We start from the raw sequence: 15,458 nt of genomic DNA on the forward strand, positions 1-15,458 counted from the left end.
AGGGGCGCCCCGGAAGCCAGTAACATGCGGCGCCATGAGCTCCCCCACTGGGCCCGCGCCCGGCCTACCAGTACGAATGCCGCGCCCCCGCCAGCCCGGACGGCACCGCCGACCCGAACCGCTGGCGGCGCCCGAGGGCGCGCCCGCTCTCGTCCTCGCGGTTCCGGGCACCCCTGGCGACGCCACGCGGAGCCTCGCCGAGGAAGTCGTGAGCATCGCCCGCTCCGAGCTGCCCGGACTCGACGCCCGGATCGGCTACCTCGACGGGGACGACGCGGACCACCCGACCGTGCAGTCCGTCCTCACCCGTGCGGCCGAGGAGCGGACCGCCCGCTACGAGCAGGCTGTCGCCGCCGGCGCGGACGTCAAGGAGCCCGACGGTCCGGTCGCGGTCGTGGTGCCGCTGCTGGCCGGTCCGGACAACGCGCTGCTGCGCCGGATCCGCCAGGCCGTCATGGACAGCCGGGTCGCCGCCGAGCTGACCGATGTGCTCGGCCCGCACCCGCTGCTCGCCGAGGCACTGCACGTCCGGCTGTCGGAGGCGGGCCTGGCCCGTGCCGATCGCGCCCGCCTGTTCACCGTGGCCACCGCGGCCGACGGGATCATCCTGGCCTCGGTGGGCGGCGAGGAGGCCGTGCAGGCGGCCGGGATCACCGGCATGCTGCTCGCCGCCCGCCTCGCCGTGCCGGTGATGGCGGCCGCTCTCGACCAGGACGGCTCGATCGCCTCCGTCGCCGAGCAACTGCGGTCCGCCGGCTCCCAGCAGCTCGCCCTGGCGCCGTACCTGATCGGCCCGGAGATCGAAGCGGAGCTGATCGAGGCCGCCGCCGAGGAGGCGGGCTGCGCCGCCGCCGAGGCGCTCGGCCCGTACCCGGCGATCGGCAAGCTCGCCCTGGCCAACTACACGACGGCTCTGGGCATCGCCCCGCAGCAGCCGCAGAGCGCGCCGGCCCGCTGACGCTCGCAGCCTTACCCGTACGAGCAGGGCCCGCTCCTCACCAGCCGAGGAGCGGGCCCTTCGCCATGCCGATCACGTCTCCGGCCGGACCATCAGGGTCGTTCGTGTCGTTCGTGCCGTCAGGGACGCCCGGCGCCCGTGCGCGCGTTCAGCCGAAGACCACGCAGGACGCCGCCGCCACCTCGACCGCGCCGGCCCGCGCGGGCAGCCCCGTCGCCTCGTCCACGGCGAACCAGGTGACGTTCCCGGAGCGTTCGTTGGCGACGTACAGGAAGCCGTCGGACAGGGTCAGCGCCCGGGGCCAGTGGCCGCCGCACGGCACGCTCCCGACCAGCCGCAGCCGCTCCCCGTCCGCCTCGACCGCGAACACGGACAGGACGTCCTCGCCGCGCGTCGCGGTCCACAGGAACCGGCCGTCCGGCGCGACAGCGATCCCCGAGGGGTAGGCGTCGCCGGCCGGGACGTCGGGCAGGACCGGGTTCTCGGTCAGCGGCTTGAGCGAGCCCTCGGCGGCGTCCCAGCGGCAGACCGTGACGGTGGGCGTCAGTTCGTTGACGACGTAGGCGTACGCGCCGTCCGGGTGGAACGCCAGGTGGCGGGGACCGGAGCCGGGCCGCAGTGCGATCTCCCGGTGTACGGCGAGCCACCCGTCCGTCAGGGTGCACACCCGGACCGAGTCGGTGCCGAGGTCCACACTGACGGCCCAGCGGCCGCTCGGGTCCGGCTGGACCTGGTGGGCGTGCGGACCGCGCTGGCGGCGCTCGTGCGGACCCGAGCCGGTGTGCCGCAGCACGTCCGAGGCGGCCGGGGCGAGGCGCCCGTCGGCGTGGACGGGAACGGCGCTGACGCTGCCGGAACCGTAGTTGGCCGTCAGGACGTGCCCGTCGAACAGGCTCAGGTGGGTGGGGCCACTGCCGCCGACGCTCACCGGCGGTCCGGTCAGCTCGACCGTCTCGCCCTTCACGCGGTAGGCCGCCACGGCACCCTCGGCCGTCTCGCTCACCGCGTAGAGCGTGCCGCCGTCGCGGGACAGGGCCAGGTACGAGGGGTCGAGGACGCCGTCGACGCCGCTGAGCACGGTCAGCGCCCCGCCGTCCTCGGACACCGCCGCGGTGACGACCCCGGGACCTCCCGCCGCCGTGAACGACCCGATGAACGCCCGCCGCCTGCCGCCGTGTGCCACCACTGGTCCCCTCTCGGTCGTCCCGTCCGAGCGACGGTAGCAGTCACCACCTCTAGGTCTAGACCAAGTTGAGGCGTGGCTCGCGACGTGCCGTTGACCTCACGCACCGACCAGCGGCGAACCCGACGGCACCCGCAGGGGCGTGGCCAGTTCCGCCAGGGCGTGTTCCAGGGCGTGGAGGTGAGTGAGGGCGGCTTCCGCGGCCGTCGGCCGGGGGTGGGCGGGGGCGACCCGCGGAGCGGTGTCCGCGCCGTCGTCGACGAGGGCTTCCACCGCGAGCTCCACACGGTGGCAGGCGGCGGCCAGCCGCTCGTCGTGGGAGGCCTCCGGGTCGGCGTTGACGGCGACGAGGCCGCGGACCTCGCGGGCGCAGTCGTCGAGCAGGGCCAGCACCTGACGGGCGCGCCGCATACGACCGCGCATCGGGTTCAGCGGATGCACGAGCGGGGCGACGGAGAGCCGTACCCGGCCGAGCAGTTGTTCGAGTTCGGCCACGCGGGGCGCCGGGTCGGCGCCGGCGGTGCCGGCCAGCCGGGCCGCGGCCTCGGCCGTGCACGTGTGGACACAGCGCAGGGCCCGCTGGATCCAGGCGTCGGTGACGGCGTGAGTGGTGACGGGCAGCACGAACAGCACGGCCAGCCAGGCGCCGAGCGAGCCGACGGCCGTCTCCCCGAGCCGCAGGGCGAGCAGTCCGGGAACCCCGGGCCCTCCGGGTACGAGGACACCGAGAAGGCCGTAGAGCGCCGTGGCGAGCAGCGTGACCCAGAGCATCATCCAGGTGTAGGACACGGCGGCCGTGTAGAAGATGCCGAAGACGCAGACGGCGACCAGGACGGCGGTGGGGAGCGCGGCCCCGTGCAGCGGGACGACGAGCAGGGCGGCCAGACCGATGCCGAGCACCGTGCCGAGGACCCGGCGGAAGCCGCGGACCAGCGTCTCGCCCCGCGAGGCGGTGTTCACGAACACCCACCAGGTGGCGCCGACGGCCCAGTACCAGCGCTCCCCGGACACCATCTGGCCCACGACGAGGGCGAAGCCGGCGCCCGCGGTCGCCTGCACGGCCTGCCGGGTGGTCACCCGGGCCAGTCCGCCGCCGCCCAGGAGGGCGGGAGCGGCGGCGGCAGGCAGCCGGCGTTCGTAGCACCACACTCCGAAGCGCACCACCGCCGCGGTGAGCACGGACAGCAGGACGGCGGCGGACACCTCGGCCAGCCGCCCGGTCGTGGTGTGCAGGAACTGCGCCACGAAGAAGGTCATGAACGCGAACACGCCGAGACTGTGGCCGCGCGGCCCCCAGCGGCGCGCGTACACGCCCACGCCGACCACGGCGAGGAAGGCGAGGTCGCGTGCCACGGGGTGGTCGTGCAGCCCGGCCGCGACGGCGAGCACGGGCAGTCCGGCGACCGGCAGCAGCGCGGTGGTGAGGAGCTGTCCGCGCACCGTGGGGTCGGTGACGGTGAACAGGGCGAGCAGCGCGGCGAGCCCGCCGGCGACGGCGCCCGGAAGGGAGTGTCCCGCCGCCCCGCAGACGGCGACCGCCAGACCGATGCCGAGCACGGCCCTGGCGGCGAAACGCAGCCGTGTCCGCCCCGGGTCCGGAGCCACGAACACCCTCTTCAGCACTGCTTACCGCCCCCGTGGAAGACACCTGGAACGCCGGCGCGACACCGGCATGAGAAAGGCGCCGCGGAGATCCGCAGCGCCATCGACGTGTCCATGAGAGCATCACCGGCGCCCCTGGCTCAAGCGAACCCGGCAGCATTGGGCCATTGGCACATCCGAACATCTCGTCGACACGCAGGCAGAGAGCCAATGGACTACGACACCTGGCCCATCCGAGCAGCGTTCAGGTGAGCCATTGGTACAGTCAGTGTCGATCACTGACCTGGGAGGAGACCCGCGTCGCCATGGCCGTGGACGAACTCGACACCCGCATCCTGCGGCTGCTTCTGGAGCAGCCGCGCACCAGCGTGCGCGAGTGCGCCCGCGTTCTCGGTATCGCCCGGGGCACGCTCCAGGCCCGCCTCGACCGACTCGAACGGGACGGCGTGATCACCGGCACGGGTCCCGCCCTCTCCCCCGTCGCGCTCGGCCACCCGGTCCTGGCGTTCGTGCACATCGAGGTCACCCAGGGGCACCTGGACGACGTCGGGGACGCGCTGGCCGCCGTACCGGAGATCGTCGAGGCGTTCTCGATCACGGGCGGCGGCGACCTGCTCACCCGCGTCGTGGCGCGCGACAACGCCCATCTGGAGGACGTCATCCAGAAGCTCATCAGCCTGCCGGGCGTGGTCCGCACCCGCACGGAGGTGGCGTTGCGCGAGCGTGTCCCGTACCGGCTGCTGCCGCTGGTGGAGTCGATCGGCCGCAGCGCGCGGAAGTGACGCGGGGCGACTACGCCCCGCGGCCCGGCCTGCCCCGTCCACCGCTCCTGCCGCCGCCCGAGCCACCGGCGCCGCCGGAACCACCGCGCCGGTTGCGGGCCGCGGGCCCGCCCGCACGGCCGGTCGCCCGGCCGGAGCGGCCCGACGCCTGGCCCGTACGGCCGTCCGCCTTGCCGCCCGTCTTCCTGGCCACCTTTCCACCGGCCTTTCCGCCGGCCTTTCCGCCGGCAGCGGGCTTGTGGCGGGTTTCCGCCGCCTCTGCACGGCGGTCCTTGCGCCGGGACTGCTCCTCGGGCTGGGCCTGGGCGCGGCCCCGGGTGCTGTTCACGGTCCGGCCACGGACGATCCCGATGAAGTGCTCCACCAGGTCGGTGTGCGCCTCCTCCGGCCAGCACAGCGCGATGCTCGACTGCGGGGCGTCGGTCACCGGCCGGTAGGTGAGGTCCCTGCGGTGGTGGAGGCGGGCCAGCGACTGGGGGACGACGAGCAGCCCCACTCCGGCCGCCACCAGCTCCACGGCGTCACCCGTGGTGGCGGGGCGCTCGAAGGCCTCCTCGCCGGGTGGCCGTTCCCAGCCGAGGACGTCGTCGAGCGGGTGCAGGACGACCTCGTCGGCCAGGTCCGCCACTGACACCTCGTCCACGGCGGTCACCAGATGGTCCTTGGGGACGATCACCACCGTGGTCTCGGTGTAGAGGGGGATCGCGCTGAAGTACGTACGGTCCACCGGCAGGCGTACGATCCCCGCGTCCGCTGCGCCACCGCGCAGCACCTCGGCCACCTCGGCGGCCGGAACCTGGACGAGGTCGAGGGGGACGTCCGGCAGGCGCTCGTTCCAGATGCGCACCCACTTGGCGGGCGTCGCCCCGGGGACGTACGCGAGCCGGAACGAGGCAGATGCATCCGAGCCGGTCACGCCGCCAGGTTACCCGGCGTGGTCGGCCCCCTCGTCCGCGGTCGATAGTCTGGACACCATGAAGTCGCACCAGACCACCCAGACGATGAAGCCCGCCACCGCGGCGAAGAAGCTGGGTGTGTACCTCCCCGCCACGCCCGCCGAGTTCCAGGAGGGCGTCGTCTCGCGTGCCGAGCTCAACAAGCTCCAGGCCGATCCGCCCGAGTGGCTGCGGGACCTCCGACGCGACGGCCCCCACCCGCGCCCGGTGGTCGCGGCCAAGCTGGGCATCTCCATCTCGGGTCTCGCGCGCGGCGGGGTCACCGAGGCCCTGACCACCGAGCAGATCGAGGCGCTGAAGCAGGAGCAGCCCGAGTGGCTGGAGAAGGAGCGCGCCACGCAGGCCGAGGTGCGCAAGGAGACGGCACGTCTGAAGCAGCGCGCCGCCGAACGCGCCGAGCAGGACGCGGAGCAGGCGCCGGGCCACTGACCTGCCGACGGGGGCCGGTGGCGGGGAAATGCGTGGACAGCGTCCCTCCCTGCCCGGCAAAGTGGCCCCCCGTGACGAGCAGCGAACTGTGGAGCCGCGAAACCGCCGAACGCTACGACGCCGGGGAGGCCGAGAGGTCCTCGGCCGCCTTCCTCGGGCCGACGCTCGACTTTCTCTCCCAACTCGCCGGTGACGGGCGGGCGTTGGAATTCGCCATCGGGACCGGACGGGTCGGCGTCCCGCTCCGGGAACGCGGTGTGCCCGTGGTGGGCATCGAACTGTCCGAGCACATGGCGGCGGTACTGCGGCGCAAGATCGACGAGGACAGGCTCCCGGTCGCCCTCGGGGACATGGCCACGACCACCGTCCCCGGCGAGTTCAGCCTGGTCTACCTCGTCTACAACACGATCACGAACCTGCTCACCCAGGACGAGCAGGTCGAGTGCTTCCGCAACGCCGCACGCCATCTGTCGCCCGGCGGCCGGTTCGTCATCGAGCTGGGCGTGCCACCGCTGCGGTTCCTGCCGCCCGGGCAGGTCGCGGTGCCGTTCGACGTCTCCGACCGGCACCTCGGCTTCGACACCTTCGACCTCGTCGAGCAGATCCTCGTCTCGCACCACTTCAGTCATGACGGCGAGGACGGCCGTTACCGCCGCACCGACTCCCGGCACCGGTACGCGTGGCCGGCGGAACTCGACCTCATGGCGCGGATCGCGGGGCTCGAACTGGAACGGCGCGTCGCCGACTGGGACGGGGCGCCGTTCGCCGAGGACTCCCCGAAGCACATCTCCGTGTGGCGCAAGCCGGCTTGAGACACTCCTGCCTCGTCTTCCTGGTCCTGCCTCCCGCGACTGTTCAGAGGCTGCCGGCGACGCGGAGCGCGTCGCCGGTGTCCAGGCCGACACGGGAGGCCAGGGCGAGGGCGTCGTCGAAGGTGACGTCGTCTCCGGCAATGCGGACGGCGGCCAGCGCGGGTGGGACCTTGCCGTGGTCGAGCAGCGTGGTCCACTGCCGGCGGCCAAGCGCGAGGTAGCGCAGGTTCGCGAGGTCGGCGAGGACGGTCAGGTCGCCCGTCTCGGCGCCGGAGAGGTCGAGGCCGTGCAGGTTGGGGGCGCTGCGCAGGGGCGTGAGGTCGGCCGGGGCGGTGGTGTTCAGGTCGAGCGACGCGAGGTGGGGGTGACCTGCCAGCGCGGTGAGGTCGCCGTCGGTGAGGGCGACGCGGACGGACTCGACCGGCAGGCCGCGCAGGGGCGTCAGGTCGGCGGTGGTGGAGCGGTTGAGGTGCAGGCGGCGCAGGCCTGGGGCGGCGGTGAGCGGGCTGAGGTCGACGGTGCCGGTGGCGTCGTTGACGTGGATGGCCTGGAGGGTGGGCGGAACCTCTTCCGGGATACCGCCGATGATCTGCCGGGTGCCGTTGTCGCAGCCGGGCAGGCGCAGGGAGATGTGGTCGTCGTGCGTCTCGTAGGAGCCACGCTCCAGCAGTTCCAGGTGCTGCCCGAGCAGTGAGGTGAGGGAGTCGGCGACGTACACGGGGCCGTCGTCGTAGTCGCGGCCTGTGGCGATGACCTGGCCGGGCCGGCCGTCACGGGCGGGGGCCATGTCCACGGCGAGGTAGTTGCCGTCCTCGCCGCTGGCGAAGCGGATCCAGCCGGGGTGGCCCCCGCAGCGGCGGACGGTCTCGGCGGGGGTGGTGTCGAACACCACGGCGTCCCACTCCAGGTCCCAGCCGAACCAGGGACGGTCCTGCCACTCGCGTGAGTCGGTGTACTCGGCGACCAGGCTCTCCAGTGGCAGCCAGGCGTAGTTCTCGATCAGGTAGCGGTGCCGGTACCCGATGCCGTCCCCGTCGGCGATCAGGTACAGCGCGCGCAGGTCGGCGGGCAGCGGGCGGCCGATACGGCGTTCGGCGTCGTCGAGCGCGGACTCGGTGACGGGCGGAGGCAGTTCCTCGGCGTGCCCGAGGACGGCGGCACGCCGCTCGAGGTAGGCGCGGAAGCTCGCCGCGGCCAGTTCCGGATCGCCTGCGGGGGCGGCCGTGCCCGCCTGCTGGCGCGTGCCCGGCTGTGGCAGGCGGTGGTCGGGGTCCAGGACTATCTCGTAACCGCCTCCCGGTCCGGACACGCGGCCGACGGAGTCCCTGAACACGACGAGCCGGAACTCGCCGGAGGGCCGGCAGTCCATCTCCCAGCTGACGGGATCCCAGCCGCGGTCGTCGCGTACCGCCTCCGCGAGTTCCGCCAGCCGGGAGTGCATCTCGGGCAGCCCCATGGGAGTACGCGGCCCGGGGAGGATGTAGCCGCCCGTGATCCCGGTCCCGCCGCGGCCCGCGTGACCGGAGAGCACGGCCCGTGTCCATCCCTCCGGCGCGTTCCCGACGATCTGTTCGGCCATGCGGCGGGCCATCTGCTCGACCATGCGCTACTGCTCCCGTTCTGTGGAATACACCGCCATCCTGGCAGGGACCACTGACAACGGGCGGCTGCCGGCGCCCTGCGACCCCGGTACCGACTGCGGCGGCGCACCGGGCAGGGACGGCGGCGATGCGGGGCGCCGGGCAGGGATGGCGGCGATGCGGGGCGCCGGAACTATCCGAGGCACGACAGACGCACCCGGCGGTTGTGGTTGTCCTGGTTGGTGTCCACCAAACTCCGTTAAGGCAACCCCAAACGTACCCAGGTCCACAGCCCACTTCCAACTGACGCCGGACCAGCGGGTCGACCCACCGGGTCCGGGCGAAGCCGATGCGCCCTGGGCAACACCTTGGGGATCGCCTCGGAAATGCCGTTGCACGTCCGTCCAGCATCCGTGCGGCTCCCCTGGTGACGTACGAGTTCTTGCCGTCTGCCCTCACCTCGCCCGAGGTCGACCCCTGCACCCACCCGTTGGACCCGACCACCGCCCGCACGGAGATACCGGTTCTCGCTCCCGCCGTACCGGCCCGCCCCAAGCACAGGGGCGACGATCCGGCATCGCAGCTCTCCGCCCGGACCCGGCCCAGCGGGACCGGCTGGAGGAGATACGCGACAACCTCCTCGCCCGGATCGCCGAGGCCGAGCGCGAAGGCTGGCTCGGCAAGATGGCGGGGCTCCGCGTCAGCCTCGCCGGGGCCAAGTCCAAGATCGGCCAGATCGTCCTACTGTGGCTGCCGACGACGCGGGCAGCCCGACAGGGGAAATCCAACCCCGGGTAAGACGGCTCACCGCAACGCACCTCGAGCCCGTTGATGCCTTCCCCTCACCGGATGGAACGGGCGCGGTCTGTGACGGTTGCTGTGCCTGTCAGTGGTGGGTATGCCCGGCTCCGGTGAGGGTGCGGGGCGTGGAGTTCTCGGTACCGGGCGGGACGATGACGAACTGACCCATCATGCCTTTGTCCTCGTGCTTGAGGATGTGGCAGTGGTACATGTACGGCGTCCGTGGGTCGGTGTGACGGCCGAATTCGACGGCCAGCCGGACCTTTGTCTTGCCGGGCACGTACACCGTGTCCTTGGGGCCGCGCAGGTGCTCCGGCGGTCGCTCGCCGTCGATGTCGAGGACGCGGAAGACGACTTCGTGGATGTGGAAGTTGTGGGAAAAGGTGATGTTGTCCACCTCCCACACCTCGCGGGCGCCGGCCGGCACCACCTCGTCGATGCGGGTCATGTCCATGTGGTGCTTGTTGATGTGGGTGCCGTAGAGACGGAAGGTGCGGGTCCGTTTGCCGGGGGGCGGTGGCACGAGGGACGTGAGGCGTGCGGGGAGGCCAGGCGAGGGCGTGAGACGGGGTGCCGCGGCCAGACGGAGCAGGTCGTACGCACCGTCCTCGATCTCGGCGTCGCCGTCGAAGGACTTGAGCAGCACCTCCTCGCCAGGGTCGAAGGCGACGACGATCTCGAACCGTTCACCGGGACTGATCCGCAGCCGCCGGACGGCGACCGGGCGGTCCAGGAGGCCGGCGTCGCTCGCCACCACGTGGAACTCACGCTCGTCCGCGAAGCCCAGTGTGAAGACGTGGGCGTTGGCGCCGTTGAGCACGCGGAAGCGGACCATGGTGGTGGTGACGCGAAAGTACGGGCCATACGTGCCGTTGATCAGGACGTCGTCGGCGAGCGGGCCGAACGTTCCGCCGAAGTGCTCGTCGAGTTCACCGTCGGACCGGAACTTGCGGTCCTGGACGATGAGGGGGATGTCGTCCACACCGTAGGTGTGCGGCAGGCCGGGGTCGTGCGTGTCGTCGAGAAGGAAGAGTCCGGCGAGGCCCCGGTAGACATGGAGGCCGATCTGGCCGTGCGGGTGCGGGTGGTACCAGGTGGTGGCCGCGGGCTGGTCGACGGTCCACTCGGGGGCCCAGGTGGCGCCCGGTTCGACCATCTGGTGCGGTCCGCCGTCCATGGCGGCGGGCAGGCGCATGCCGTGCCAGTGCAGGGTGCTCGCCTCGTCGAGTGTGTTCGTCACGGTCATGGCGACGCGGTCGCCGCGCCGGGCGCGCAGGGTGGGGCCGAGGTGGGTGCCGTTGATGCCCCATGTTCTGGCGGTCTTCCCCGGCAGCAGTTCCGTGCGGCCCTGGCGCAGGCGCAGGTCGAACCGCTTCACGCCGTCCTTGCCCGGCGCGGGGTCGAGGACCGGAGGTATGCGGAGCGGCGTGGTCAGGGAGAGGGTGCCCTCGTTCCCCTGAGCGCCGCCGCATCCGCCCAGGGCGAGGCCGGTGGCCCCAGTGATGGCGGTCATTCCGGCGAGGGCGAGGAAGCTGCGTCGTCTCATGGCACCAGCCTGCTGATCCGGGGTGCCCTGCTGCGTCGGCCTGGGACGGCAACTGCGGTGTACATCCCGGGCGGTAGCGTCATCCTCCGGTGGTAGACGCAGGTGTCGCCGGGCGGCCGACGCGGCGCCGGGCGCCCGGGCGGCACCGTTGTCGTCATGAAGCGAACCCCGCACTTTCTCGGTCTTGGTCCCTCCTGGCGCCGGTCCCCGGTCCGGCCCCTGGTATGCGCGGCCGTGGCCGCCACGCTCGCCGGCTACCTCCTCGCACTGCCCGTCACGGCACAGGCGGCCGTGCCCGTGCCGGCCCTGGACACCCCCTCGCAACAGGCGGAGATCGCCGTCACGCCGGGCGGGTTCACGGCGCCCGACGTCCTGCGGGCCGGCGCGGTCACGTTCCGGGTGCGCTCCGACGATCCACAGGGCGCCTGGATCGGGCTCGTCCGGCTCCGTCCTGGCGTGTCTCTGGAGCGGTACCTCCATGACCTGGAGCGCGCCATGGGCGACGATCCCGTCGCGAGCCTCGCGGGCGGCGAAGCGATCGCCCAGGACGTGGAGATGCTGGGCGGGGCGGCGGTCGCCCGGGTCCCGGCCCAAGTGACGCTGCGGGTCACCCCCGGCACGTACCACCTGGTCGACTTCCGCGACGTGGGCCTGCCGGACCTGGCTGCCCGGGTGCGCACCGTACGGGTCCTGCCCGGACCTGTCCCCGCCGGAACCCGTCCGCCCGGGCTCCGTTCCACCGCGCGCGTCATCCTGCGGGACGGTGTCTTCGAGGCCCCGGCCGTGCTCGACGGGACCGAGGCCGTACGCGTGGAGAACCGCTCGCGGCAGCACAACGAGGCCATGTTGGTTCCCGTGCGGGCCGGGGTGACGCTCGCGGATCTGGACGCGTTCTTCGCGGACGTGGACGCCGGCCGCCGTCCGGATGGGTCGCCGTTCACCGGCGGGCCCACCGGTGTGGTGCCGCTGTCGCCCGGCCGGTCCGCGCTGCTCGCCACCGAACTCCCTGCCGAGCATTATGCGTTGGTCACCTGGGTGCGTGACCTGGAGACCGGCAGAATGTTCGCGGCGCACGGGATGCGCGCGCTGGTCACGGTGGTTCGGGGGTAAGGGGGTGCGGGTGCCGAGAGCAGCCGACATGGCATGGGGCACGGTCTTGGTGCTGCTGGTGCTCGGGGGCGGTCTCCTGGAGTTGGGGCCACCCGGGCCCACCGGGCAGCTGGGCGGGGGCGCGCTCGTGCTCGCGGCCGTGGCCGCCGCGGCGGTCGCGTACCGGCGCCGTTCCCCCGTCCTCGCGCTGGTCGTCGCCAACGCGGCGACGACCGTGTGGTTCCTCCTCGACTACCACGGACGGCTCATCACCCTCGCCCCGCTGGTCTGCTGTTACGCGCTCGGGGCGGGCCGGGGCTGGCGGGCGGGCGCCGCCGGTGGTCTCCTCACGGCCGGATGCACCGTCCTCGCCGTACGGTTCGCGTTGGACGGGGGCTGGTTCGGCGATCAGGTGTTCAACGCCGTGCCCCTGGTTGCCGCCACCACCGCGCTCGGTGCGGCGGTGCACTCCCACCGGGCGTTCGCCGCCGGGGCGCGGGAGAGCGCAGAGCGCCTGGCGCGGGCGCGTACCGACCAGGCTCGCCGGGAGGCGGCCGAGGAACGGCTGGAGATCGCGCGTGAACTCCACGACGTGTTCGGCCACACCATGGCGGCGATCAGCGTGCAGGCGGGTGTCGCCGTCCATGTGATGGGGCAGCGGCCCGAGCAGGCCGCCGAGGCCCTGGACACGATCAAGCGGATCAGCGACGAAGGGCTCTCCGAGGTGCGGCTGCTGCTCCGGGCGATGCGCTCCGAGGGCCTGCCCACTGCGACGGGCGGGCTGGCCGGGATCGACAAGCTGCTGCCGACCGCAGGCGTTCCGATCCAGGTGACGGTACGGGGCGAGGACCGCAGCGTTCCGGTGGCGGTCGACCTCGCCGCGTACCGGATCGTCCAGGAGTCCCTGACCAACGTTCGTCGTCATGCCCAGGACGCCACGAAGGTGCGCCTGGAGATCGACTACGGTGAGCGTCTCGAGATCGTCGTCCGCGACGACGGGAAGCCGGGCGAAGGGTCCACGACGGTCGGTGGGCACGGTGTCGAGGGGATGCGGGCGCGGGCTGAGAAGCTCGGCGGAACGTTCACCGCGGGCCCGGTGGCCGGCGGTTTCGAAGTACGGTGTTCGCTGCCGATCGAGAAGGATCTCCCGTGATCAAGGTGCTGATCGTCGACGACCAGGCGCTCGTCCGCGGAGGCTTCCGCGTCCTGGTCGAGAGCGAGCCGGACATGACGGTCGTCGGCGAGGCGAGCGACGGCGCCGCCGCGGCCGAACTCGCCTCTCGGACCCGGCCGCACATTGTCCTCATGGACGTCCAGATGCCGGGGGTGGACGGCATCGAGGGCATCCGCAGGATCATGGCGGACCCGGACCTCTCCGCCGTGCGCGTGCTGGTCCTGACCACCTTCGACGAGGACAAGTACGCGATCGAGGGGATGATCGCGGGCGCAAGCGGGTTCCTGTTGAAGAACACCGACCCGGCCCAGCTCCTGCACGGCATCCGGGTCGTCGCGGGCGGGGAGGAACTCCTCTCCCCCGGCCTGACGAAGCGTCTGCTTGCCCGGGTGCCCGCGGCGGGCGCCCGGTCGAACGACGACGTCTTCGCCGAGCTGACGACACGCGAACGGGAGATCGTAGCACTGGTCGCGCAAGGCATGAGCAACGCGGACATCACGCGTGAGCTGGTCATCAGCCCGGCCACAACCAAGACCCACGTCAGCCGGGCCCTGACCAAGCTCGGCGCCCGCGACCGCGCCCATCTCGTCGCCTTGGCCTACCAGCACGGCCTCGTCGACCCCGGCTGATCCCTCACACAGCGCCGGTGTGGGTCACGCCGGGAAGACTGCGACCTCGTCGAACTCGCCGCCGCGCACACCTCGCAGAAAGCGCTCCACTCGGCGGCCGTGAATCTGGTCGTGCAACGGCCGTTTCCGCACGTCTCACACCGCTGTTGGCGATCGGGGGGCCGCCGCAGCGGCGGACGTGCGGCTTGCCGCAGCTGAGGGTGGATTCCAGGTCGGCCGGGATAAGGCCTGCTTCACGTCCGGCCTTGCACACCTCGCCTTTCGTCAGCCGCGCGCTGCCCTCGCCGATCTGGGCGCGCCTTCTCACTTGGTGCGGCCGGAAATTGCTCCTACAGTTGCGGCTGCCGCAGAGCTACCCGAGGAACGACAGCCGGACCTGACGGTTGTGGTTCGAGACGTTCGTGTCCACCAGGCACACCGACTGCCATGTGCCCAGTTCCAGTCGGCCGGCGAGGACCGGGATGGTCGCGTGCGGCGGCACGATGGCGGGCAGCACGTGGTCGCGGCCGTGGCCGGGGCTGCCGTGGCGGTGCTGCCAGCGGTCGTCGGCGGGCAGCAGGGTGTGCAGGGCGGCGAGGAGGTCGTCGTCGCTGCCGGCGCCGGTCTCGATGATCGCGATGCCGGCGGTGGCGTGCGGCACGAACAGGTTCAGCAGACCGTCCCGGCCGGCCGCGGTCTCCTGGAGGAAGGCCTCGCAGTCACGGGTCAGGTCGACGACCGTCTCCCGGGAACCGGAGGCCACGTTCAGCACTCGGGTGGTGAAGGCACGTGACATGGCCCCCATCCTCCTCGATCGCCGGGGAAGATCGGCGCCCGCGGCACGGTTGGGAAGAACGTGAACACCGAACGCGAGGTCGACGTGGTCGTCGTGGGCGCTGGTCAGGCGGGTCTGTCCAGTGCCTATCACCTGCGGCGCACCGGATTCGAGCCGGACCGCGACTTCGTCGTGCTCGACCGCCCCGCCGGTCCGGGCGGTGCCTGGCAGTTCCGGTGGCCGTCGCTGACGTACGGCAAGGTGCACGGGATGCACGCACTGCCGGGGATGGAGCTGACCGGCGCCGATCCCGCGCGGCCGTCGTCGGAGGTCGTCGCCGCGTACTTCGCCGACTACGAACGCGCCTTCGACCTGCGGGTGCGGCGGCCGGTGGAGGTCACCGCCGTCACGGAGGGCCCCGGCGGGCGACTGCTCGTGGAGACCTCCGACGGCACCTGGACGACACGCGCGCTGATCAACGCGACCGGCACCTGGGACCAGCCGTTCCTGCCGCGGTACCCGGGTCAGGAGACCTTCCGCGGGCGGCAGTTGCACACGGCGCGGTACGCAGGGCCCGAGGAGTTCACCGGGCAGCGCGTGATCGTGGTGGGCGGCGGCGCCTCGGGCACCCAGCACCTGCTGGAGATCGCCCCGTACGCGGCCGCCACCACCTGGGTGACACGGCGGCCGCCGGTCTTCCGGGACGGCCCGTTCGACGAGAACGCGGGGCGTGCGGCGGTGGCGCTGGTCGAGGAGCGGGTGCGGCAGGGGCTGCCGCCCAGGAGTGTCGTCTCGGTGACGGGACTTCCGCTGAACGACGCCATCCGGCAGGGGCTTAAGGACGGGGTCATGAACCGGCAGCCGATGTTCGACCGGATCACCCCGGACGGGGTGCTGTGGGCGGACGGACGGCATGTGGCGGCCGACGTCATCCTCTGGGCGACCGGGTTCCGGCCCTCGCTGCGCCATCTGACGCCGCTCGGGCTGCGCGAACCGGGCGGCGGCATCCGTGTGGACGGCACCCGGGCGGTCGCCGATCCCCGGATCCACCTGGTCGGCTACGGCCCTTCGGCCAGCACGATCGGCGCCAACCGGGCCGGACGTGCGGCCGTCCGGGACATCAGGCGTCTGCTGGAGGAGGAGCCGGCCGCCGCGGCGTGACG

The 15,458-nt window shown here is 72.6% G+C and carries 14 protein-coding genes; 8 read left to right on the top strand and 6 right to left on the bottom strand.

Annotated features, from left to right (window positions below; all coding sequences use genetic code 11):
* Positions 1–34 precede the first annotated feature (34 nt).
* Positions 35–958 (top strand): sirohydrochlorin chelatase, encoded by a 924-nt coding sequence (locus tag ACFY3J_RS20145; protein ID WP_384180822.1) that lies wholly within the window; start codon positions 35–37, stop codon positions 956–958.
* Positions 959–1,106: 148 nt separating this feature from the next.
* On the opposite strand, the gene ACFY3J_RS20150 is transcribed toward ACFY3J_RS20145, so the two are convergent.
* Together ACFY3J_RS20150 and ACFY3J_RS20155 are read right to left on the bottom strand one after the other, a co-directional pair.
* Positions 1,107–2,141, bottom strand: coding sequence for a lactonase family protein (locus tag ACFY3J_RS20150; RefSeq protein ID WP_384180824.1), 1,035 nt, complete (start codon positions 2,139–2,141; stop codon positions 1,107–1,109).
* 99 nt (positions 2,142–2,240) lie between these two features.
* Complete coding sequence (locus ACFY3J_RS20155; protein WP_384180826.1) at positions 2,241–3,764, bottom strand: FUSC family protein; 1,524 nt, start codon at positions 3,762–3,764, stop codon at positions 2,241–2,243.
* 284 nt (positions 3,765–4,048) lie between these two features.
* Here ACFY3J_RS20155 and ACFY3J_RS20160 point away from each other — a divergent pair, with 284 nt between their 5' ends.
* Positions 4,049–4,525 (top strand): Lrp/AsnC family transcriptional regulator, encoded by a 477-nt coding sequence (locus ACFY3J_RS20160; protein WP_384180828.1) that lies wholly within the window; start codon positions 4,049–4,051, stop codon positions 4,523–4,525.
* 10 nt (positions 4,526–4,535) lie between these two features.
* Here the strand turns inward: ACFY3J_RS20160 and ACFY3J_RS20165 are convergent, their stop codons facing one another.
* Positions 4,536–5,441 carry a LysR family substrate-binding domain-containing protein gene (locus ACFY3J_RS20165; RefSeq protein ID WP_384180830.1) on the bottom strand — a complete coding sequence of 302 codons (906 nt, stop codon included), beginning with the start codon at positions 5,439–5,441 and terminating at the stop codon, positions 4,536–4,538.
* A gap of 58 nt (positions 5,442–5,499) precedes the next feature.
* Here ACFY3J_RS20165 and ACFY3J_RS20170 point away from each other — a divergent pair, with 58 nt between their 5' ends.
* Together ACFY3J_RS20170 and ACFY3J_RS20175 are read left to right on the top strand one after the other, a co-directional pair.
* Positions 5,500–5,910: a DUF5997 family protein gene (locus ACFY3J_RS20170; RefSeq protein WP_384180832.1), complete on the top strand. Its 411-nt coding sequence runs from the start codon at positions 5,500–5,502 to the stop codon at positions 5,908–5,910.
* A 71-nt stretch (positions 5,911–5,981) separates the two neighbouring features.
* Entirely contained in the window at positions 5,982–6,722 is a 741-nt protein-coding gene (locus tag ACFY3J_RS20175) for a class I SAM-dependent DNA methyltransferase (RefSeq protein WP_384180834.1), read from the top strand.
* Positions 6,723–6,765: 43 nt separating this feature from the next.
* Here the strand turns inward: ACFY3J_RS20175 and ACFY3J_RS20180 are convergent, their stop codons facing one another.
* Both ACFY3J_RS20180 and ACFY3J_RS20185 read right to left on the bottom strand, forming a co-directional pair.
* Positions 6,766–8,325, bottom strand: coding sequence for an SMI1/KNR4 family protein (locus tag ACFY3J_RS20180; protein WP_390841389.1), 1,560 nt, complete (start codon positions 8,323–8,325; stop codon positions 6,766–6,768).
* A gap of 863 nt (positions 8,326–9,188) precedes the next feature.
* Entirely contained in the window at positions 9,189–10,649 is a 1,461-nt protein-coding gene (locus ACFY3J_RS20185) for a multicopper oxidase family protein (protein WP_390841390.1), read from the bottom strand.
* Positions 10,650–10,805: 156 nt separating this feature from the next.
* Between ACFY3J_RS20185 and ACFY3J_RS20190 the strand changes: the two genes are divergently transcribed.
* The 3 genes from ACFY3J_RS20190 to ACFY3J_RS20200 are packed head-to-tail and all read left to right on the top strand — an operon-like array spanning position 10,806 to position 13,541.
* Positions 10,806–11,759, top strand: coding sequence for a hypothetical protein (locus ACFY3J_RS20190; protein WP_390841392.1), 954 nt, complete (start codon positions 10,806–10,808; stop codon positions 11,757–11,759).
* A 10-nt stretch (positions 11,760–11,769) separates the two neighbouring features.
* A complete protein-coding gene (locus tag ACFY3J_RS20195) occupies positions 11,770–12,891 on the top strand; it encodes a sensor histidine kinase (RefSeq protein ID WP_384180842.1) in 1,122 nt (373 codons plus the stop codon).
* On the top strand, positions 12,888–13,541 hold the full coding sequence (locus ACFY3J_RS20200) for a response regulator (protein ID WP_384180844.1): 654 nt from the start codon (positions 12,888–12,890) through the stop codon (positions 13,539–13,541). Before ACFY3J_RS20195 ends, ACFY3J_RS20200 begins: the two co-directional genes overlap by 4 nt.
* A gap of 352 nt (positions 13,542–13,893) precedes the next feature.
* Here ACFY3J_RS20200 and ACFY3J_RS20205 read toward each other — a convergent pair whose 3' ends face one another.
* On the bottom strand, positions 13,894–14,316 hold the full coding sequence (locus ACFY3J_RS20205) for a secondary thiamine-phosphate synthase enzyme YjbQ (RefSeq protein WP_384180846.1): 423 nt from the start codon (positions 14,314–14,316) through the stop codon (positions 13,894–13,896).
* A gap of 60 nt (positions 14,317–14,376) precedes the next feature.
* On the opposite strand from ACFY3J_RS20205, the gene ACFY3J_RS20210 reads away from it, so the two are divergent.
* Entirely contained in the window at positions 14,377–15,456 is a 1,080-nt protein-coding gene (locus ACFY3J_RS20210) for an NAD(P)-binding domain-containing protein (RefSeq protein ID WP_390841393.1), read from the top strand.
* Positions 15,457–15,458: the final 2 nt, after the last annotated feature.

The organism is Streptomyces sp. NPDC001231 (assembly GCF_042896885.1).
GTDB lineage: Bacteria > Actinomycetota > Actinomycetes > Streptomycetales > Streptomycetaceae > Streptomyces.

What these genes read in the sequence shown, in the direction of transcription:
- ACFY3J_RS20145 (WP_384180822.1), top strand. Translation starts at nt 35, where the DNA reads ATGAGCTCCCCCACTGGGCCCGCGCCCGGCCTACCAGTACGAATGCCG.
- ACFY3J_RS20160 (WP_384180828.1), top strand. Translation starts at nt 4,049, where the DNA reads ATGGCCGTGGACGAACTCGACACCCGCATCCTGCGGCTGCTTCTGGAG.
- ACFY3J_RS20170 (WP_384180832.1), top strand. Translation starts at nt 5,500, where the DNA reads ATGAAGTCGCACCAGACCACCCAGACGATGAAGCCCGCCACCGCGGCG.
- ACFY3J_RS20180 (WP_390841389.1), bottom strand. Translation starts at nt 8,325, where the DNA reads ATGGTCGAGCAGATGGCCCGCCGCATGGCCGAACAGATCGTCGGGAAC.
- ACFY3J_RS20185 (WP_390841390.1), bottom strand. Translation starts at nt 10,649, where the DNA reads ATGAGACGACGCAGCTTCCTCGCCCTCGCCGGAATGACCGCCATCACT.
- ACFY3J_RS20190 (WP_390841392.1), top strand. Translation starts at nt 10,806, where the DNA reads ATGAAGCGAACCCCGCACTTTCTCGGTCTTGGTCCCTCCTGGCGCCGG.
- ACFY3J_RS20205 (WP_384180846.1), bottom strand. Translation starts at nt 14,316, where the DNA reads ATGTCACGTGCCTTCACCACCCGAGTGCTGAACGTGGCCTCCGGTTCC.